The organism is Streptomyces sp. CC0208 (genome assembly GCF_003443735.1).
In the GTDB taxonomy this organism is placed as follows: Bacteria; Actinomycetota; Actinomycetes; order Streptomycetales; family Streptomycetaceae; genus Streptomyces; species Streptomyces sviceus.
Window position 1 is genome coordinate 849,098 of the sequence record NZ_CP031969.1, and the last position, 18,598, is coordinate 867,695.

Sequence of the window (18,598 nt, forward strand, 5' to 3'; positions counted from 1 at the left end):
ATCAGCCGCCCCGCACGGCCGTCCGGCGGGCTCAGGCGTCCCGCGCCGCGTGGACCCGCTGCCCTTCGACGAAGGTCTCGAGGACGCGCGTGGCGGCGATCTCCTCGGGCGGGCCCGCGAACGGGTCGCGGTCGAGGACGACGAGGTCGGCCGACTTGCCCACGGCGATGCTGCCGGTGATGTCGTCGAGGTGGTTCACGTGGGCGCTGCCCGCCGTGTACGCGGCGAGGGCGGTGCCCAGGTCGAGGCGCTGCCCGGGGAGGAACTCCGGGGTGCCCTCGGGGGCGCCCGGGGCGATCCGGTTGACGGCGACATGGATGGCCTGGAACGGGTCGGGGCTGCTGACCGGCCAGTCGCTGCCGGCGGCCAGGGTGGCTCCGGCGCGCAGCAGGTCACCGAAGGGGTACTGGCGTGCGCCGCGTTCGTCGCCGAGGAAGGGCAGGGTCAGTTCGTCCATCTGCGGTTCGTGGGCGGCCCACAGCATCTGGAGGTTGGCGCTCGCGCCCAGGGCGCGGAACCGGGGGACGTCGTGCGGGTGCACGACCTGGAGGTGTGCCAGGTGGTGCCGGGTGTCACGCCATCCGTTGGCCGTACGGGCGGACTCCACGGCGTCCAGCGCCTCGCGCACCGCGCGGTCGCCGAGCGCGTGGAAGTGGACCTGGAAACCGGACGCGTCCAGCTCGGTGACGTACTTCCTCAGGTCGCCCGGCTCGACGAAGCTGATGCCGCTGTTGTCCGAGGAGCAGCCGCAGCCGGTCAGGTAGGGATCGAGCATCGCGGCGGTGTGGTTCTCCGCGATGCCGTCCTGCATGACCTTCACGGTGGTCGCGCGGAACCGGCCCCGGTTCAACTCCTCGCGGCGGGCGAGGAGTTCGGGGATCTGTTCGGCGCCCCGCTCACGGTCCCACCACAGGGCGCCGACGACCCGGGCGGTGAGCAGGCCCCGGTCGAGGGCCGCGAGGTAGGAGGGCGCCGGGTCGGTCATGTTGGCGTACGCGCCGACGATGGCGTCCTGCCAGGCGGTGACGCCGTACGAGTGCAGTACGGCCTGCGCCCGCAGGAGGGCCGTGAGTTGTTCCTCCAAGGTGGGGTCCGGGACCAGCCTGCCGACCAGGTGGACGGCGCCTTCCTGGAGCATGCCGGTGGGGGTGCCGTCGGCGTCGCGTTCGATCCGGCCGTCGGCGGGGTCCGGGGTACGGGCGTCGATGCCCGCGCGTTCCAGGGCGCGGCTGTTGACCCAGGCGCCGTGGTGGTCGCGGTTGGGCAGGAAGACGGGCCGGTCGGGGACGACCGCGTCGAGGGCCGCGGCGGTGGGCGCCCCGCCGGGGAACGCCTCAAGGGACCAGCCGCCGCCGGTGATCCACTCGGCGTCGGGGTTCTGGTCGGCGTACGCCTTGATCCTGCGCAGGTACTCGGCCGGGTCGACGGTGTCGGCGAGGTGGCACAGGCCGAGTTCGAGGCCCGCGCCCTGCGGGTGGACATGGGCGTCCTGGAAACCGGGGAGCAGCAACTTCCCTGCCAGGTCGACGACTTCGGTGTGCGGGCCGATCAGTTCGTGCACCTCGTCGTGGCCCACGGCGGCGATCCGCCCGTCGCGCACGGCCACGGCGGTGGCGCGGCTGCGGGCGGGATCGACGGTGTGCACGGGACCGCCGGTGAGGACGAGGTCCGCGGTGTGTGACATGGGGGTGAACTCCAGAGGGGTCAGACCGCCGTACGGTCCATCGGCAGGGTCAGGGACTCGGCGTCGGTGCCGCGGCCCGTGGTGAAGTACGGCGAGTGCCGCACGTACTTGGCGACGGCGGCCATGCCGAGGCCGGCGAGGACGATCGCGGCGGGCAGCGAGAACATGAACCAGCCGTTGTCCGGGCTGAGTTCGAAGTGGTCGCTCATGGTCAGGTAGGAGTATCCGAGGTAGCCGCCGAGGCCGAGCAGGATCAGGCCGGACACAGCGGGCACGCCGATCGCGAGCAGCGCCTCCCGTGCTCCCTCGTGACGCGCGGAGCGGAAGCGCACGGCGCAGGCGAGCGCGGTGAGGCCGTAGTAGAGGGCGACGATCAGGCCGATGGCGTTGACGGCGGCCAGCAGCATGTCGCTCAGCTTGGGGATCGCGACGGCGAGCACGGCGATCACACCGGCGACGGACATCACGACGACCGTGCCGGCGGCGGGAGTGCCGTAGCGCGGGTGGACGCGGGTCCACCCCGGTCCCATCGTGCGGTCGCGGCTCATGGCGAACAGGCCGCGTGCGGTGGGGATCAGGGTGGCCTGCACGGAGGCGACCGCGGAGAACATCAGCGCGACCAGGGGGAGGGTGGCCCAGGGTTCGGCGGCCAGTTTCTCGCCGAGGTACGGCAGGGCCTGGGGGCCGTTCCTGACGAGTTCGGCCAGGCTCATCTCCCGCTGGAAGGCGACCGAGGCGAAGAGGAACAGACCGAGCATGGCGAACAGGGCGATGAGGCCGCCGCGGGCGGCGTCGCCCGGGCTCCTCGTCTCCTCGTTGACGCTGAAGGCCGCGTCCCAGCCCCAGAAGAAGAACACCGCGAGGACCATGCCCTGCGCGAAGGTGGTGCCGCTGGAGATCTCGAAGGGGTTGAACCAGGACAGCGAGAGGGGGTGGTCGCCGGTGACCATGGCCCAGCCGCAGAAGGCCAGCAGGACCGTGTACTCGAAGACCAGGAGGGCGAACTGGAAGCGGGTGGCGGCCCGCACGCCGGTGACGGCCAGGGCGGTGAGGGCGAGGAGGATCACCAGGCCGACCGCCGTCGTGACACCGGTGGACGTCGGATCGAGGGCGATTCCGGCGACGCTGTGCAGACCGGCCTTGTTGGCGAAGGCCAGGACGACCGAGCCCATGATCGCGCTGGTGTAGGCGCAGAAGATGACCGAGCCGACCAGGGTGACCCAGCCGGTCAGGAAGCCGGGCCAGGGGCCGAGTGACCTGCCGACCCAGACGTAGCCGTTGCCGCAGTTCGGCTCCGAGCGGTTCAGGCGGGCGTAGGCGGTGGCGATGCCGAGGACCGGCAGGAACGCCAGGAGCAGCAGTGCCGGGGCCTGGAGGCCCACGATGGTCGCGATCGTGCCCATGCCGATGGCGATGCTGGTGGTGGCCGCGGTGCTGGAGGCGGCGATGGCCACGCCGTCGACCACGCCGAGGGAACGGCGCAGATCGGGGCTCGGTGCGCTCGGTGCGGAGGAGAGGGGCGGTCTGGACGACATGGAGGGCTCCTCGGGGGACGGGAGACGGGGAAGAGCCGCGCGGTGAGGTGATGGAACAGCCGACGTCCACATTGGGTCAACCCTGTTGACGTAAGGCGGCCGCGGGTCGTTCACTGAGGGCCCCGGCGAGAGGAAACCGGTCATGTCCAGCCGTGTCCCCGAGGAACGCCGACGCCGGCGGCCCACCCGCTCCGGTGTCCTGCTGTCCGAGGACCTGATCGTCGGGACCGCCCTGCGGCTGATCGGCGAGCACGGTTCCGAGGCGCTGAGCGTGCGACGGCTCGGCGCGGCGCTGGGCTGCGACCCGACCGCCCTCTACCGCTACTTCCACGACACCGACGACCTGGTGCTCGCCATCGCGGACCGGATCATCGGCGACGCGATGGCGGGGTTCGTCCCCGGGGACGACTGGGTGGCCTCGCTGCGCGAGATGGCCCAGCGGGTCCGTGCCGGATACCTCGCCCATCCGCGGGCGGCCGCCCTGGCCGCGCACCGGGTGACCCGGCGCACGAGCGAGATCCAGGCGGTGGACACGGGGATCGGACTGCTGCTGTCCGCGGGCTTCGAGCCGGCCGCCGCCGCACGCCTCTACCTGGCCTTCATCGACACCGTGCTGAGCCACGCGGCGACGGAGGCGGCGTTCCTGGCACTCCCCGGGCCGCAGCGCGAGGCCGACCACCGGGCGTGGCGGGAGGTCTACCAGGACCTGGACCCGGTGGCGTACCCGGCGCTCACCGCGGTACGCCGCGAGCTGCCGGGGATGGCGGACAGCTCGTTCGAGGAGGCCGTGGACCTGTTGCTGGAGGCGCTGGCGGCGCGCGCACCGGCACACCGGACGTCCACAGGGGGCACGTCACCCGGCTGAGTTTTTCCGTACGTTCCGTGGGGCGGCGGTTGACCGGTGGGGCCGGACGGTAGCAACGACCAGATCGCACACCCGGTCCACAGGGGGGACTCCATGAGACACAGACGATTAGGTGCCCGCGCCACGGTCGCGGCGCTCGCGCTCGCACTGCTCGGACTCGGCTCGGGCCCGGCACTCGCCCACGCCCCGAAGCCGTCCTCACCGCGGTACACCGCTCTCGACCTGGGCACCCTCGGCGGCGCCTACAGCTCGGGGGTCGCACTCGACCGTGACACGGTGGTCGGCAGCTCCGCGCTCGCCGACGACTTCGAGTGGCACGCCTTCGCGTACGACCGGTCCACCCGTGTCATGACCGACCTCGGCACCCTCGGGGGGACGTCCAGCTCCGCGCTCGACGTCGAGGGCCGCTACGTGATCGGCGACTCCACACTGGCCGACGGCAACAGCCGCGGGTTCGTCCACGACCTGCGCACCCACCGGACGCACACCATCGCAACCTTCGGCGGCAGTGGCAGCCATGTCAGCGGCATCGACGGCGGCGTAGTGGTGGGCAGCGCGAGGACACCCGGCGACCAGAACACCCACGCCTACGCGTACGACGCGCGCACCCACGTCCAGACCGAACTCGGCTCTCCGGTCGGCCCGGACGGCACCAGCACCGCGGCCGGGATCTCCGAGGGCCGGTACGTCGCGGGGACCTGGGACCACCCCGGCACACCGTTCGAGGGCGGCCACGCCTTTGTCCACGACCTGCGCACCCGGGCCTGGACCGACCTGAGCAGGTACGACAACGGGGTCTCCAGCAAGGTCACCTCGGTCACCGGGCACACGGTCGTCGGCACCTTCCAGCCGAAGCCGGACGGCTCCTCCGACAGGCCCCCGGAGCGCGGCTTCGCGTACGACATCCGCAGCGGGGTCTGGTCCGACCTCGGCCCCGAGATGGCCTACCGCCCGATCGTGACCGGGCACACCGTGCTCGCCACCACGCGTCCAGGCGCGTACGCCTACGACCTCCGCACCAGGACCCTGTCGGCCTTCGGACCCGGACCCGGCCGGACCTACATCAACGGCGTGGCCGGAAAGTACGCCGCCGGCGACACCAACCCCGGGCCCTTCGCCTACGTGTACCGGGTCGACACCGGCGCGTTCACACTCCTGCCCGCCATCGGCGGCGTCCACTCCACGGCGTCCGACGTGGACCGGCGCGGAGCCGCGGTCGGCAACAGCGCGCTGCCATCGGCCGATCCGTCCAGTCCCGACGGCGTCTACCACGCCACCCTCTGGACGGCCCGGTAAGGCTGACCTTCGAGGGGTTCCTGAGGCGGGCTGACGTGCCTCGCAGCACCGGCCCGGCGGCGCGGGCCCCGGTCACGGCCAACTCGCCGTGCCGGGGACCGTGGGGCGGTCAAGTGGCGGACAAGTGGCGTGAATGCGACGTACGCCCCTTGCACCCACCGCACCCCTCGGACATCTGCGCAGGAGCATCACACAGGCTGCACACCGCCTTTCGATAGCCTCGCTACTTTTGCCTCGGCTCGATCCTCCGTGCGAACGAGACCGGCCACGGCCAAAGGGCCGATGGTGCAGTCGACTCAGGAAGACCAGATGGACTACTGCTCCTCGTGCCGTCGGCATCTCAACGGCGCCCTGGCGTGCCCCGGATGCGGCGCCTACGCCCCGGACATCGCTCCCCCCGCCCACGTCTACGCGACGACCGGCACGGCGGCAGCGGCGTGGGACGAAGCACCCAAGTGGCACGACGCGGGCCTCCCCGAGGAGCCGGCGGCCGACCCCGCTGTCCCGTCGGAGGACGTGGCGGACGCACCGGTGGTGGCGGAGGGGCGGGCGGCACGGCGGCGCCAGCGGGCCCGCTGGAAGAAGAACCAGCGCAAGGCCGTGGTCGCGACCGCGGTGGCCCTCGTCGGTGGCGGCCTGACCGTCTCCGCGATGAACCAGCAGTCCCACACCCGGACCCAGGCGTCCACCTCACCGGACAACCGGTCCATGGGGGTGGCGGAGCTGCCCACCTCGGACGACGGCCTTCCTGCGTCGTCGCCCGCCACGGCACGCCAGGCGTCCACGACGACCCCCTCCACGAAGGTCGGCTCGCACCGGCGGACAGTCGGCTCCGAGTCCACGACGACCCGGTCGTCGGTCCACACGGACTCCGCCGCCTCCCCCACGCCCACGGCGACGACCGCCTCGCGGGCGCAGTCCCAGGGGACGCTCTCGACGTCGGTCGCGGCCGGCGCCGACACCGGCGGCACGACCGGCACGACCACCACGACGTCGGGCACGACCGGCACGACGACAACGGGGCAGACCTCTTCCTCGTCCACCGGCACGGACAGCACGACGAGCACGAGCACGAACACGAACACCGGCTCGAACACCGGCTCGAACAGCGGCAGCTCGCAGACTTCGCAGACGACCACGTCGTCATCCGCGAGCGATCCGTCGGGGCTGTGCGTGCTCAACCTGCTCTGCATCAGCTGAAACGGGACCCGCGGGCCCCTTAACAGCACAGCGGCAGGGTGGCGAGGTGGTCGTCGAGCAGGCCGGAGATGAGGCGGTGGTCCCGCGCGGAGGGGTGCCAGTCGCAGCCCAGGTGGTCCAGGGCGGGGTCGTCGTAGTACCAGTGGCCGACCCGCTCGTCGCCCCGCGCGTTGCGGGTGCGGGCGATCCCCTCGACGGTCTCGGCGAAGGGGCTGGAGCCCAGGTCGGTGGCGCTGACGACGAGGAACGTCCGGGGGCCGTAGCGGGCGCGCAGCTTGTCGAGGAAGCCGTGGTAGGCGGACTCGTAGGCGGCGACCAGTTCGGTCTCGGTGCCCCAACGCTCCCCCGGGCTCAGGGGTGTTGAGAAGTCGTTGAGGCCCAGCCCGATGACGACGACCTGCGGCCGCCAGTCGGCCGGCTTCTGCCAGACGTCCCCCTCCACGCCGAGCAGGGCTCGGTCGTAGTAGGTGCGGAAGTCGGTGCCGGGGCTGCTGCCGTTGTAGTTGCGGACCATGCCCCGGCCGGAGAAGGCGTTGATCTGGTAGTCGGCGCCGAGGCGTCGGGCGGTGAGGGCACCGAACGAGAGGTCGGAGTCGGTGTTCCGGTCGACTCCCCCGTTGCCCGAACAGTCACGTGTGCCGGAGAGGTTGCCGTAGCCCGCGGTGTAGGAGTCTCCGATGAACTCGATCTGCCTGCGGCGGGCCGGGGGCCGGGCCAGGATCGCGCCGCCCGCCGCGGCGACGAAGCCGCCGAACCTGCCCTCGCTCCCAGGGCTTTCGGTGCGTTTGACGAGCCGCACGCGGTGCTCGGTGTCGGCGAGCCCCGTGACCCAGGCGGTGGTCCGGCCGGGAGTGACGAGGGTGGTCGTGGTCCTGCCGTCCACCTGGACGTCGTAGTCGTTGACGGAGTCGTCGAGGAGGATGCCGACACCGGTGCCGCGGAACCGGGCCTCGAAGTAGATGCCGGGCCAGCTGTAGCGCACGAACCCGTCGGCGGCGGCTTTGACCCGGCCCGCCGTGTGGAACCGGCGAGAGGCGGCGACGGCCGCGCGCGAGGGGGCGGCAACGGCGGCGACCAGACCGGCGGCGGTGGCGGCGACCAGGGTTCTGCGGGATAAGCGGGATAAGCCACGGATCGGGGAGGGCTGCATCGGGGCATCCTTCGATGGGAGGCGGTCGGGGCGGAACGCGGGTTCGCCCCCTCCCGAAAGGATCTTCACGCGGTCGGCGAGGGCGAGGCGTGGCAGGTCGGGCATGAGTCCGGATCTTCGGGGTAGCAGGTCGATGCTTACCCGGAGGAAGGGCCGTCACACCTGGGGAGGTCGCGGCGGCCCTTCCTCCACCCCTTGGCCCGTGCCGGGCCTCCGGCGGGGTCAGCCGAGCTGCTCGGCCAGTCCGACGACGATGCCCTCGGGGCCGCGGACGTAGCAGAGCCGGTAGATGTTCTCGTACTGCGCGATCTCACCGACGAGTTCGGCACCGTGGGCGCGCAGGCGGGCGACGACGCCGTCGATGTCGTCGACGGCGATGAGGACGTTGTCCATCCGCTGGATCGTCATACGGGATCTCCCTGGTCCGGGACGGTGTCAGAGGCCGAACAGACTGTGCGCGTTGTCGTGGCACACGGCCCGCAGCCAGTCCGGTCCGAGGTCCAGGCGTTCCAGGGCGTGGAGCTGGTGAAGGTAGGGGTAGGGGATGCTGGGGAAGTCCGAGCCGAGCAGAATGCGGTCGCCGAGCGCGGCGAGCCGGGGCAGGGCCCGGCTCGGGAACGGCATGAAGTCCTCGGTGAAGTCGGTGAACGCCATCGTCGTGTCCAGCCGCACCTGGTCGTACCGCTCGGCGAGGTCGAGGAACTCCTCGTACTCGGGCATGCCCATGTGCGCGATGACGAGCCGCAGCTTCGGGTTCCGGGCCAGCACCCGCGCGATGGGCTCGGGGCCGGTGTGCTTGCCGGGCGCGGGCCCGGAGCCGCAGTGGATCACCACGGGGACGCCCGCCTCGGCCAGCAGCCCCCAGGTCCGCCGGAGGAGGTCGTCGGCAGGGTCGTACCCGCCCACCTGGACGTGCGCCTTGAACACCCGCGCCCCCGCTTCGACGGCCTCGCGGACGTACGTCTCGACGTCGGGCTCGGGATGGAGGGTGGCGGTGTGCAGACAGTCGGGGGTGCGGCGGGCGAAGTCGGCCGCCCACTCGTTCAGCCACCTGGCCATCCCGGGCTTGTGGGGGTAGAGCATCGCGGTGAAGGCCCGCACCCCGAACCCCCGCAGCAGGGCCGTTCTCTCCTCCTCCCCCTTCCGGTAGGTGATCGGCCATCCCAGGCCGCCGATCAGCGGCCCGTTGGTGTCGAAGTACTCCCAGACCTTGTGCAGGACCCGCTCGGGCATGAAGTGGGTGTGCACGTCGATCAGCCCCGGCAGACCAAGGCCGCCCCAGAAACGGCGGACCTCACCGGCCTCCTCGTTCGTCGCCACGTCGTGATCGTCCATGTCGGGTCAGGCGTTCAGCGCCGCCAGCACCACGGACCTGGCCTCCTCCTGGACCCGGCCCAGATGGTCCGGGCCGAGGAAGGACTCCCCGTAGATCTTGTAGACGTCCTCGGTGCCCGAGGGCCGGGCCGCGAACCAGGCGTTGGCGGTGGCCACCTTGATACCGCCGAGGGCGGCGCCGTTGCCGGGCGCCTCGGTGAGGACCTGGGTGACCGGCTCTCCGGCGAGGGTGTCGGCGGTGACCTGGCGCGGGGACAGCTTGGCGAGCAGGGCCTTCTCCTCACGGGAGGCCGGGGCGTCCACGCGCGCGTAGGCGGGGGCGCCGAAGCGGTCGGTGAGCGCGGCGTAGTGCTGCGAGGGGGTCTTGCCGGTGACCGCCGTGATCTCGGAGGCGAGCAGGGCCAGGATGATGCCGTCCTTGTCGGTGGTCCACACCGAGCCGTCGCGGCGCAGGAAGGACGCGCCGGCCGACTCCTCGCCGCCGAAGCCGATCGTGCCGTCGGACAGGCCGTCCACGAACCACTTGAAGCCGACGGGGACCTCGACCAGCGTCCGGCCGAGGTCCGCGGCGACCCGGTCGATCATGCTGGACGACACCAGGGTCTTGCCGATCCCGGCCCCCGCGGGCCACTGCTCGCGGTGCGAGAACAGGTACGAGATCGCCACGGCCAGGTAGTGGTTGGGGTTCATCAGGCCCGCGTCCGGCGTGACGATGCCGTGCCGGTCGGCGTCGGCGTCGTTGCCGGTGGCGATGTCGAAGCGGTCGCGCTGCTCGATGAGCGAGGCCATGGCGTACGGCGACGAGCAGTCCATGCGGATCTTGCCGTCCCAGTCGAGCGTCATGAAACGCCAGGTGGGATCGGTGAGCGGATTGACCACCGTCAGGTCGAGCCGGTGCTGTTCGGCGATACGGCCCCAGTAGGCGACCGAGGCGCCGCCCAGCGGGTCGGCGCCGATGCGCACGCCGGCGGACCGGATCGCCTCCAGGTCCAGCACGTTCGGCAGATCGGCCACGTAGGCGCCGAGGAAGTCGTGGCGGCCGGTGCCGGGGGCGGCCAGAGCACGGGCGTACGGGATGCGCCGGACGTCCTTCAGGCCGCCGGTGATGATCTCGTTGGCGCGATCCTGGATCCAGGAGGTCGCCTCGGAACCGGCGGGGCCGCCGTTCGGCGGGTTGTACTTGAAGCCGCCGTCGGCGGGCGGATTGTGCGACGGGGTGACGACGACCCCGTCGGCGAGCGCCGAGGTCCGGTGCCGGTTGTGGGTCAGGATGGCGTGCGAGACGGCGGGGGTGGGCGTGTAGCCGTCCGCCTGGTCGATGAGGACGGTCACGTCGTTGGCCGCGAACACCTCCAGAGCCGTGATCCGGGCGGGCTCGGACAGGGCGTGGGTGTCGGCGCCGAGGAAGAGGGGGCCGTCGGTGCCCTGTGCGGCGCGGTACTCGCAGATGGCCTGGCTGGTGGCGGCGATGTGGTCCTCGTTGAAAGCCGCCTTGAGGGACGAACCGCGGTGCCCCGAGGTGCCGAAGGCCACCCGCTGTCCCGGTTCGGCCGGGTCGGGGTGCAGCGTGTAGTACGCCGTGACCAGACGGGCCACGTCGATGAGGTCTTCGGGCCCGGCGACCTGCCCCGCTCGCGCGTTCTGCATTTCCCGCTCCTCCGCAAGGGTCGACCGTTGGGTACGGACATCATTCTCCCCTGACGGGGCGGCGGGGACGCGCCTGGGGGCGCGGGTTCCGTCCGCACCCGTGCCTCACGCGTGCCTCACCCATGCCTCACCCGTGCCCGGAAAGGGGGACCCTGCCGGCGAACCCGCCGACGAGGCGAGAGACGGGGGTTCAATGGCCGTCATGATGCGTAGAAGCACGTCATCCACCGCCGCCGTCGCCACGGTTGCCGCTTGCCTGGTCGCCGTTCTCACGGGGTGTTCCTCCGATTCCTCGGACGGATCCCCCGCCGAGGGAAAGGGTCGGCCGAACGGGTCCGGGCCCGCGTCCGATCCCGCACAGACGCCCACGCGGTCGTCCACGCCCTCGCCCGCGCCGACCGGGCCGTGTGCCGACGGGACCTGCGAGATCAAGGTTGCCGTGGGGGACGTGGTGAGCGTGCCGGCCGCGTACGGCCTCGGGCCGATCAAGGTGACGGCGATCGCCGGCGGCAAGGTCGACATGGTTGCCGGGCTGACCGGGTCGGGATACAGCGTCTCCGGCTGTTCCGGTGGCGGCAGTGTGTCGTCGGCGGGTGGCGGCGGTGTCAGGTTCACCTGCGAGGAGGGCCCTGCCGCGACCATCAACGACGCCATGAGTCTGAAGGTGGTCGACGTCCTCGACGCGGCCGCCGTCCTCCGCATCGAACCCGCCCGATGACGTACGGCCCGGCTCGCGCGCCGGGCCATGACCACGTTCTTCATCGACGCCGAGGCTCTCGTGCACGGGTGTCCCGGGCGGAAGGCACAGGCTGGGGGGAGTTCTCGGCCGGACCTGCCCCGCGGCCGGCAGGACCGGTCTGCCGACCGGTCAGCAGGACGAGGGCCAGAGCGCCGGCGGCCACCTGGCACACGGCGGTCCCCAGCATCAGAGGTACGGCTCCCAGCCCACTGAGAGCTCCCGCCGCGCCCGCCCCGGCGGCCGCGAAGGTGCTCTTGAGCCCGGCACCGAGCGTGAAGATCTGGGTGCGGGCGCCCGGCGGGGCGTACCGCTCGCGGCCGGCCAGCAGCGCGCTGAACAGCGGGCCGGTACAGAATCCGGCCATGGCGAACAAGGCGGCCGCGACAACGGCATCACCGGCCCAGGGCACCAGCGCCAGTGGCACCCCGGTGGCCGGCAGAGCCCAGAGCACCACACGCTCCGGGTGGTGCCGGCCGACGGGGTGGTAGGCGTAGCTCAGGGAGCCCGCCAGAGCACCGGCGGCGAACGCGGTCATCAGCCCGCCCGTCGCCCAGGGGGCGTGGTACTCGGCGGCCAGCAGTACGCTCACCACGGGCAACGCCCCCACACCCAGTTGTGCCATGCTGCTTCCCCAAGTGACCGACCGCAACGGGGAGTTGCGGACCAGCTCGACCGCTCCCCGCGCCAGGTCGGCAGCCCGGAGCCGTCCCGGTCCGGCATGTCCGGGTGGTCCTGCATGTCCCGGGGCCCGTGGACGCAGCCGCAGCGAGAAGAGCAGGAGCCCACCCGACATCGCTCCGGCCCCGAGAACCGCGAGGGCCGCCCCCGCGCCCACCGCCGTGCCCAGGGCCGCCGCGACAGCGGGCCCGCAGATGCCCGCCAGGTTGTACGACACCGCGTCGGCACTGAAAGCCCTGGTCAGCCGTTCCTTGCTGAGCAGATCCGCCAGGAGACCGGTGAGACCGCCGGTCAGCAAGGGGGCGACACACCCGGCGGCAACGGCCAGAGTCAGCGCCACGCCGTCGTCGACCGTGCCCACCAGGAAGGCCAGGGCGACGAGCGCGGCACCGTAGAGCGCCACAGCGCCGCCATGGAAGAGACGGCGTCGCCGTACCGCGTCGGCCAGAACGCCGACCACCGGTGCGGCTGCCACGTGCGGGATCATCAGCGCGGCCACCAGGGCACCGCCGAGCGTCGTGCTGTGGGCACGCTGGGCGGCCAGCATGACGAGAGCGACGCGGGCTCCCTCGTCGGCGGTCCGGGCGAGGACTGCCGAGGTCAGGTAGACCGGTAAAGGCGAGGGACCGCCGGTGCGGGGCACCGATCCGCTCATGAGCGTCGGGGCCCTTGGAGGGGCTGCTGGTGACGGTGGGGCACCGGGTCCTCGGCGTCGGTTTCCGCGGCGCCGTCGGTTTCCGCGGCGTCGACAGTTTCCGCGGCGCCGTCGGTTTCCATGGCGTCATCGGCGTACTGGCTGCGGAGCCGGCTCACGGTGCCGGTCGCGAGGGACGAGCTGGTCAGCACGGGCGTGCCAGGGGCGCGGGACCGGGAGTGCCGGTCAGGGCGATCAGGGCGGTGATGCGCTTGCCGACTGCCAGCCGCTGGATGTCGAGGCCCTGGGTGACGGCCCTGACGATCTCCAGGCCGTGCCGGCCGACGCGGTCCGGGTCGGTGGGCAGCGCCGACGGCAGTGCGGGGTTGCTGTCCCCGACGACGACCTCCACCCGGGCACCGGTGCTGCGCAACTCCATGACGACAGGCCCGGGGGCGTATTTGAGGGCGTTGGTGACCAGCTCACTGACGACGAGCTGGATCGTCCCCACGGTGTACGACGAGATGTCCCGGCCGTACTCGTCCCGGAGCCGGGCGAGGAAGTCGGCCGCGTGGCGCCTGGCCCGGGCGATGCATCCGTCGTCCCCGGCCAGGGCGAAGCCGACGCGTGTCCACTGGCCGTCGCGCTCGGTACAGTCCCCGTCCTCGGCTCGCGAACCCATCGGCATCAGCCTCTTCCTTCCCGTCTCCGACCGCGAGTGCCCACCGGGGCGCATCGGATGCGCACCCGAGGCGATGTTCGGCACAGCGGCCCGGTGCAGCCGACCGGGACGGTGGGGCACAATCGTCCGCGAACGCTGCCCCGGCAGCCTGGCCGAGGTGAGGAACGGTGACCGACATATCGCCAACAGAGCGACCAGAGCGGCTGTGCGTCGCGCGCACGACTGCCGACGGCATCCGCGTGGTGACCCTGCGCGGGGACATCGACCACGATGTCAAGGACGCCCTGACCACGGCACTGCTCCCCCCGGACGGTGCTGACGACGGTCAGGCACCCCGTGTCGTGGCGGATCTCAGCGGCGTGACCTTCCTGGACTCCACCGGCATCAATGTCTTCGTCCAGGTCCACCAACAGGTCAGCACGGCCCAGGGGTGGCTGCGCCTGGCCGCGGCCCGGGAGTCGGTGACACGGGTGTTCGAACTCGTCGGCCTGGACACCGTCATCGCCTGCCATCCCACGGTCGAGCAGGCCCTGAACCCCTGACACACGACGCCGGTGAGGCTGTCTGCTCAACCGCTCCTCGGCCGAGCCCTGGTCTCCCCGCTCATGCTTGTTCGGCCGGTCGGCGTTGTCCGCCGTGCCAGTCCAGGATCAGGACCGTGGCATCGTCCCGAAGGCTGCCATGGCAGGCATCGAGCACCGCGGCGGTCAGGGCTCTGACGGCTTCTCTCGGATGCAGCTCACGGGTGTCGTGCATCACCGAGGTCAGGTCCGCCGCCGCGGCACCGCGTTCCAGCATGCCGTCGGTGAGCAGGATCAGACGGTCTCCGGGACGCAGTTGCAGCTGTTGGAGGCGGTAGGACGAGGGTGCCGCCACGCCGAACGGCAGATTGACGGCGAGCTTCACCTCCTCGACGGTGCCCTCACGCAGCCGCAGCGGCCAGGGGTGGCCGGCGTTGACCAGTTCGCACAGGCCCGTCTCCAGGTCGACGCACAGCAACTGCCCGGTGGCCAGCCCGCGGCTGTGGCTCAGCAGGGCCTGATGGGCGTGGTCGGCCTGCTTGAGGGCGTCGCAGCCGCTGCGGCGCGCCTGCCGCAGCGCACCGACCAGCAGGGTGGCCAGCAGAGCGGAGTTCGTGTCGTGACCCATGGCGTCGGTGATGGACAGATGCAGGGTGTCGCCGTCGAGGGTGTAGTCGTAGGTGTCGCCGCCGATGTCGTCCGCCGGCACCAGCCCGGCGGCCAGGGTGAACTGGACCGCCTCGCAGCAGGGCGCCGAGGGGAGCAGCTGGTGCTGGATCTCCGCGGCCAGGCTGGTCTTCGTGGTGCGCCGGCCCAGGTGGTAGAGGTCGGTGAAGCGCCCGTCCGTGACGATGATGTAGGCCAGCGCGTGTGCCGCGTCGCGGACCTGCCGCAGCACGGTGTCGTCGGCGCACTGCAGGGTCACCTCCAGGACGCCGAGGCAGTCGCCGCGGTTGGTGACCGGCGTGATGACGCGCCGTCCGCCCTGGCCGTCCGGTTCCACGTGCTGGCGCTGGCTCCGCAGCACGCTGTCGTAGAGACTGCCCTGCAGCTCGATGGGCTCGGCACCGTCCGTGCCGTCGGCTCCCGCCGCGGCCAGCCGTACCAAGCGCTGACCGATGAGGTCGACGAAGAGGAACGACACCCGCTCCGCACCGAACCGCTTCTGCAGGTCGCGCGCCACGACGTCGACGGACTCACCGGGCGGGGCCGCTTCCGCAGCGGCCAACAATTCGCCCAGTTCCAGATCTGCACCCTCCACAGCAACCTCCCATCGGCTGCCGCAACTTCTTCCCCACATCTCCGCGTCATCACCTGATACGGCTGTATTGCCTGGTCAAAGGCTCGCCAAACCCGCCCAGGACCCTGAATCGAAGCGGCGTCCGTTGATCTACATCCGTCCCGGGTAGACGCAACGGCATGGCTGAGGTGGTACAAGCTGGACTGTGGGGGCTGGTGGCGGGCTCGGCGCTGCTGCTCGGGGCCGCGCTGGGGTACGGGCTGCGGGTGCCGCAGAAGATCATCGCGACCGTGATGGCCTTCGGTGCCGGGGTGCTGTTGTCCGCGGTCTCCTTCGAGCTGGTCGGGGAGGCGTACGACCAGGCAGGGCTGACTCCCGCGGTCGTCGGCACCCTCATCGGTGCCCTGGCCTACACGGCGGGCAACGTGTGGCTGGCCCGCCGGGGTGCCCGGCACCGCAAGCGCTCCGGTCACGAGCAGTCGGCGGCGCAGCCCTCGGAGGCCCAGCAGGGCGGCTCCGGGACGGCGCTCGCGCTCGGCGCGCTGCTGGACGGCGTGCCGGAGTCCGCGGTGATCGGCGTCAGCCTGCTCGACGGCGGGGCGGTCAGCCTGGTGACCGTCGCGGCGGTGTTCATCAGCAACGTGCCGGAGGGGCTGTCCAGTTCGGCGGGGATGAAGAAGGCCGGCCGCACCAAGGGATACGTCTTCGGCGTCTGGGCCGCGATCGCTGCCGCGAGCACCGTGTCGGCCGTTCTCGGTTACACCGTGGTCGGCTCCTTCTCCCCCGCCTTGATCGCCGTGGTGACCGCCGTGGCGGCCGGGGCGATCCTCGCCATGATCGCCGACACGATGATCCCCGAGGCGTTCGAGAACGCCCACCTGGCCATCGGGCTGATCACCGTGATCGGCTTCCTGGTCTCCTTCGCCCTGTCTCACGCCTGACCAGCCGCTCAGCCCGTCAGCGGCGGTCGGCGCCCTGCTGCGCACACCGAAGACGCCGCCCACGGCGTACTGACCTGGAGCGGCTCCCCGCTGAGAGCCTGGCCCGATGCGCCGAGGTGGTCGCCGAAGTGGGGGCAGCCCTGCCTGGTGGGCGAGGCGGACGCCCGCTGCCCCGTACCGCCTCGGACGTCCCCCGATGGACACCGGCAAGGGGTCCCCCACCGACCTGGCCGCCCGCACCATCACCGGACCGGGGCACTACGTGATGGGTCTGCCCGAGGATCAGACACACCTGCGGGACTCCTGCCGATCCCTGGACCCGGCCGCCTGCCCGGCGTTCCGGTTCGGCCCGGTCCACGAGGCGCACAGCCCACTCGCGCTTCGCGGGCTCGCGTGACCCGGAGGGCCGTACACCGCGCGACAACACCGGAGACAGGGTTTCTCATGAAGAGTCGTCGGCGCTCCCGGTCCCCGTGGTGCCGCGGTACCACTCGAGCCCCGAAGACTCCACCGTGGTCCCGGGGTTCGTGACCGCCGCGACCGTGGCTTCGGACGCAGGCGCCGCGGCTCATGCGTGGCCGCATTCGAGGCAGGAAAGGCCCATCACCATGATCGAAGCGCGCGAGTTGACGAAGCGGTACGGCGACAAGACGGTCGTCGACACCCTGAGCTTCACCGTCGAACCCGGCGAGGTGACCGGCTTTCTCGGCCCCAACGGCGCGGGCAAGTCCACGACCATGCGCATGATCGTCGGACTGGACTCCCCCACCAAGGGCTCGGTCACCGTAGCCGGCCGTTCCTACGCCGACCAGGCCGCACCGCTCCACGAGATCGGCACCCTGCTGGAGGCCAAGTCCGTCCACCCCGGGCGCAGCGCGTTCAACCACCTGATGGCACTCGCCCACACCCACGGCATCCCGCGCCGCCGCGTGGACGAGGTCATCGAGCTGGCGGGACTTTCCAGCGTGGCCGGAAAGCGCGCGGGCGCCTTCTCCCTCGGCATGGGCCAGCGGCTCGGCATCGCGGCGGCCCTGCTCGGCGACCCGGCGATCGTCATGCTCGACGAGCCGGTCAACGGCCTTGATCCGGAAGGCGTGCTGTGGGTGCGCAACCTCCTGCGCTCGCTGGCCGACGAGGGCCGGGCCGTGATGCTCTCCTCGCACCTGATGAGCGAGACCGCGCTGATCGCAGATCACCTGGTGATCATCGGACGCGGCCGGCTGCTCGCCGACACCACGGTCGACGACTTCACCCGGGAGGCCGGTGGCGGCGGCGTGAAGGTCGCCACCGCCGAGACCACGAGGCTGCGGGCGCTGCTGGCCGGACCCGAGGTCACGATCACCTCCTCCGCCGCCGAGGAGCTGCTGGTCAGCGGGCGCGACGCCCGCGAGATCGGGGCGATCGCCGCCCGGCACGGGATCGCACTGTACGAGCTCACCCCGCAGGCCGTCTCCCTGGAGGCCGCGTTCATGGACCTCACCCGAGACGTCGTGGAGTACCAGAGCGCTCCGGCCGACACCGAACGAAAGGCCGCCTGATGCCGACCTCCGCACTGCGCCGCACCCAGCGCCCCGGCGATCTCGCCGACCTCTCCGCGGCACCCGATCCCCGGACATCCACCACGCGATACAAGGTGACCGGCATCCGGGTGCTGCGTTCGGAGTGGGCCAAGTTCTGGTCGCTGCGCTCCAGTTGGATCACCCTGGGCGTGGCCGTGTTCCTGCTGGTCCTGTTCGGGGCGATCGCCTCCTACACCTACGGTCCCGGCGCCACGACCGGCAGGGGGCCGCGTCCGAGGGGCGGCAGCGGCGGCAGCGACGCGGTGAGCCTGGCCCTGACCGGTGTGACCTTCGCGTCGCTGGCCGTGGGTGTGCTCGGGGTACTGCTGGCCGCGGGCGAGTACAGCACCGGCATGATCCGCTCCACCCTCACCGCGGTACCGCGCCGGCTGCCGGTTCTGTGGTCCAAGGCCGCCGTGATCGGGCCGATCGTCCTGGTCCTCACCATGATCGGCGCCCTGGCCGCCTTCCAGCTGGGGGCCCCGGGCCTGGACGGCGAGAAGATCGCTCTGTCCCTGGGCGACGACGGCGTCCTGCGCGGTCTGACCGGCGCGGGCGTCTACCTGGCCCTGGTGGCCGTGTTCGGCGTGGCCCTGGGCGTACTCGTCCGCTCCTCCGCCGGGGCGATCGCGATCCTCGTCGGCACCCTGCTCATCCTCCCCGGCTTGGCCACGCTGCTGCCCGACTCGCTCTACGACAGCCTCCATCCCTACTTCCCCAGCAACGCGGGCTCGGCGGTCTACGCCCTGCACCAGTCCTCGGACTCCCTGTCCCCCGGCGCGGGACTCGCGGTCTTCGCCGGCTGGGTGGCACTGACCCTGGGCGGCGCTGCCTACCGGCTCCGCACGTCCGACTCCTGACCTGGGCCCGAGGACGATGACGGCCATGAGTC

17 protein-coding genes and 1 pseudogene are annotated in these 18,598 nt (G+C 71.8%); 8 read left to right on the forward strand and 10 right to left on the reverse strand.

The window, feature by feature from the left end:
* Positions 1 to 31: 31 nt before the first annotated feature.
* The gene (locus D1369_RS03950; RefSeq protein ID WP_037902234.1) at positions 32 to 1,684 is read right to left on the reverse strand and encodes an amidohydrolase; all 1,653 of its coding nucleotides are present in this window, start codon (positions 1,682 to 1,684) and stop codon (positions 32 to 34) included.
* 20 nt (positions 1,685 to 1,704) lie between these two features.
* Complete coding sequence (locus D1369_RS03955; protein WP_007386444.1) at positions 1,705 to 3,219, reverse strand: APC family permease; 1,515 nt, start codon at positions 3,217 to 3,219, stop codon at positions 1,705 to 1,707.
* Positions 3,220 to 3,361: 142 nt separating this feature from the next.
* Here D1369_RS03955 and D1369_RS03960 point away from each other — a divergent pair, with 142 nt between their 5' ends.
* Together D1369_RS03960 and D1369_RS03965 are read left to right on the forward strand one after the other, a co-directional pair.
* Complete coding sequence (locus D1369_RS03960; protein ID WP_118082261.1) at positions 3,362 to 4,084, forward strand: TetR/AcrR family transcriptional regulator; 723 nt, start codon at positions 3,362 to 3,364, stop codon at positions 4,082 to 4,084.
* A 93-nt stretch (positions 4,085 to 4,177) separates the two neighbouring features.
* Entirely contained in the window at positions 4,178 to 5,380 is a 1,203-nt protein-coding gene (locus tag D1369_RS03965) for a hypothetical protein (RefSeq protein ID WP_037902232.1), read from the forward strand.
* Positions 5,381 to 5,787: 407 nt separating this feature from the next.
* Here D1369_RS03965 and D1369_RS03970 read toward each other — a convergent pair whose 3' ends face one another.
* The 5 genes and pseudogenes from D1369_RS03970 to pgm form a co-directional block, all read right to left on the reverse strand.
* On the reverse strand, positions 5,788 to 6,561 hold the full coding sequence (locus D1369_RS03970) for a hypothetical protein (RefSeq protein WP_237557700.1): 774 nt from the start codon (positions 6,559 to 6,561) through the stop codon (positions 5,788 to 5,790).
* Between the two features lie 38 nt (positions 6,562 to 6,599).
* Positions 6,600 to 7,730, reverse strand: coding sequence for an SGNH/GDSL hydrolase family protein (locus D1369_RS03975; RefSeq protein WP_007386440.1), 1,131 nt, complete (start codon positions 7,728 to 7,730; stop codon positions 6,600 to 6,602).
* A gap of 222 nt (positions 7,731 to 7,952) precedes the next feature.
* Positions 7,953 to 8,114, reverse strand: a pseudogene (locus D1369_RS03980) (VOC family protein); the annotation flags it as partial.
* A gap of 51 nt (positions 8,115 to 8,165) precedes the next feature.
* The gene (locus D1369_RS03985) at positions 8,166 to 9,065 is read right to left on the reverse strand and encodes an amidohydrolase family protein (RefSeq protein WP_007386438.1); all 900 of its coding nucleotides are present in this window, start codon (positions 9,063 to 9,065) and stop codon (positions 8,166 to 8,168) included.
* A gap of 6 nt (positions 9,066 to 9,071) precedes the next feature.
* Entirely contained in the window at positions 9,072 to 10,712 is a 1,641-nt protein-coding gene (gene pgm / locus D1369_RS03990) for a phosphoglucomutase (alpha-D-glucose-1,6-bisphosphate-dependent) (RefSeq protein WP_007386437.1), read from the reverse strand.
* A 439-nt stretch (positions 10,713 to 11,151) separates the two neighbouring features.
* Between pgm and D1369_RS03995 the strand changes: the two genes are divergently transcribed.
* Positions 11,152 to 11,430, forward strand: a complete 279-nt coding sequence (locus tag D1369_RS03995; protein ID WP_007386436.1) for a hypothetical protein — start codon at positions 11,152 to 11,154, stop codon at positions 11,428 to 11,430.
* A 40-nt stretch (positions 11,431 to 11,470) separates the two neighbouring features.
* On the opposite strand, the gene D1369_RS04000 is transcribed toward D1369_RS03995, so the two are convergent.
* Together D1369_RS04000 and D1369_RS04010 are read right to left on the reverse strand one after the other, a co-directional pair.
* Positions 11,471 to 12,784 (reverse strand): MFS transporter, encoded by a 1,314-nt coding sequence (locus D1369_RS04000; RefSeq protein ID WP_007386435.1) that lies wholly within the window; start codon positions 12,782 to 12,784, stop codon positions 11,471 to 11,473.
* A gap of 184 nt (positions 12,785 to 12,968) precedes the next feature.
* Positions 12,969 to 13,451 carry an ATP-binding protein gene (locus D1369_RS04010; RefSeq protein ID WP_007386433.1) on the reverse strand — a complete coding sequence of 161 codons (483 nt, stop codon included), beginning with the start codon at positions 13,449 to 13,451 and terminating at the stop codon, positions 12,969 to 12,971.
* Between the two features lie 161 nt (positions 13,452 to 13,612).
* Between D1369_RS04010 and D1369_RS04015 the strand changes: the two genes are divergently transcribed.
* The gene (locus tag D1369_RS04015) at positions 13,613 to 13,987 is read left to right on the forward strand and encodes an STAS domain-containing protein (protein WP_007386432.1); all 375 of its coding nucleotides are present in this window, start codon (positions 13,613 to 13,615) and stop codon (positions 13,985 to 13,987) included.
* Positions 13,988 to 14,048: 61 nt separating this feature from the next.
* Here the strand turns inward: D1369_RS04015 and D1369_RS04020 are convergent, their stop codons facing one another.
* On the reverse strand, positions 14,049 to 15,227 hold the full coding sequence (locus D1369_RS04020; protein ID WP_037902231.1) for a PP2C family protein-serine/threonine phosphatase: 1,179 nt from the start codon (positions 15,225 to 15,227) through the stop codon (positions 14,049 to 14,051).
* A 158-nt stretch (positions 15,228 to 15,385) separates the two neighbouring features.
* Here D1369_RS04020 and D1369_RS04025 point away from each other — a divergent pair, with 158 nt between their 5' ends.
* From D1369_RS04025 to D1369_RS04040, 4 genes are all read left to right on the forward strand, one after another.
* Positions 15,386 to 16,147, forward strand: a complete 762-nt coding sequence (locus tag D1369_RS04025; protein ID WP_007386430.1) for a hypothetical protein — start codon at positions 15,386 to 15,388, stop codon at positions 16,145 to 16,147.
* A gap of 196 nt (positions 16,148 to 16,343) precedes the next feature.
* Positions 16,344 to 16,544 carry a hypothetical protein gene (locus D1369_RS04030; RefSeq protein ID WP_007386429.1) on the forward strand — a complete coding sequence of 67 codons (201 nt, stop codon included), beginning with the start codon at positions 16,344 to 16,346 and terminating at the stop codon, positions 16,542 to 16,544.
* A gap of 211 nt (positions 16,545 to 16,755) precedes the next feature.
* Entirely contained in the window at positions 16,756 to 17,685 is a 930-nt protein-coding gene (locus D1369_RS04035) for an ATP-binding cassette domain-containing protein (protein ID WP_007386428.1), read from the forward strand.
* Positions 17,685 to 18,566 (forward strand): ABC transporter permease, encoded by an 882-nt coding sequence (locus D1369_RS04040; protein WP_007386427.1) that lies wholly within the window; start codon positions 17,685 to 17,687, stop codon positions 18,564 to 18,566. The genes D1369_RS04035 and D1369_RS04040 overlap by 1 nt, the downstream gene beginning before the upstream one ends.
* Positions 18,567 to 18,598 lie beyond the last annotated feature (32 nt).

What these genes read in the sequence shown, in the direction of transcription:
- D1369_RS03950 (WP_037902234.1), bottom strand. Translation starts at nt 1,684, where the DNA reads ATGTCACACACCGCGGACCTCGTCCTCACCGGCGGTCCCGTGCACACC.
- D1369_RS03955 (WP_007386444.1), bottom strand. Translation starts at nt 3,219, where the DNA reads ATGTCGTCCAGACCGCCCCTCTCCTCCGCACCGAGCGCACCGAGCCCC.
- D1369_RS03960 (WP_118082261.1), top strand. Translation starts at nt 3,362, where the DNA reads ATGTCCAGCCGTGTCCCCGAGGAACGCCGACGCCGGCGGCCCACCCGC.
- D1369_RS03965 (WP_037902232.1), top strand. Translation starts at nt 4,178, where the DNA reads ATGAGACACAGACGATTAGGTGCCCGCGCCACGGTCGCGGCGCTCGCG.
- D1369_RS03975 (WP_007386440.1), bottom strand. Translation starts at nt 7,730, where the DNA reads ATGCAGCCCTCCCCGATCCGTGGCTTATCCCGCTTATCCCGCAGAACC.
- D1369_RS03985 (WP_007386438.1), bottom strand. Translation starts at nt 9,065, where the DNA reads ATGGACGATCACGACGTGGCGACGAACGAGGAGGCCGGTGAGGTCCGC.
- pgm (WP_007386437.1), bottom strand. Translation starts at nt 10,712, where the DNA reads ATGCAGAACGCGCGAGCGGGGCAGGTCGCCGGGCCCGAAGACCTCATC.
- D1369_RS04000 (WP_007386435.1), bottom strand. Translation starts at nt 12,784, where the DNA reads ATGAGCGGATCGGTGCCCCGCACCGGCGGTCCCTCGCCTTTACCGGTC.
- D1369_RS04010 (WP_007386433.1), bottom strand. Translation starts at nt 13,451, where the DNA reads ATGCCGATGGGTTCGCGAGCCGAGGACGGGGACTGTACCGAGCGCGAC.
- D1369_RS04025 (WP_007386430.1), top strand. Translation starts at nt 15,386, where the DNA reads ATGGCTGAGGTGGTACAAGCTGGACTGTGGGGGCTGGTGGCGGGCTCG.
- D1369_RS04030 (WP_007386429.1), top strand. Translation starts at nt 16,344, where the DNA reads ATGGACACCGGCAAGGGGTCCCCCACCGACCTGGCCGCCCGCACCATC.
- D1369_RS04035 (WP_007386428.1), top strand. Translation starts at nt 16,756, where the DNA reads ATGATCGAAGCGCGCGAGTTGACGAAGCGGTACGGCGACAAGACGGTC.
- D1369_RS04040 (WP_007386427.1), top strand. Translation starts at nt 17,685, where the DNA reads ATGCCGACCTCCGCACTGCGCCGCACCCAGCGCCCCGGCGATCTCGCC.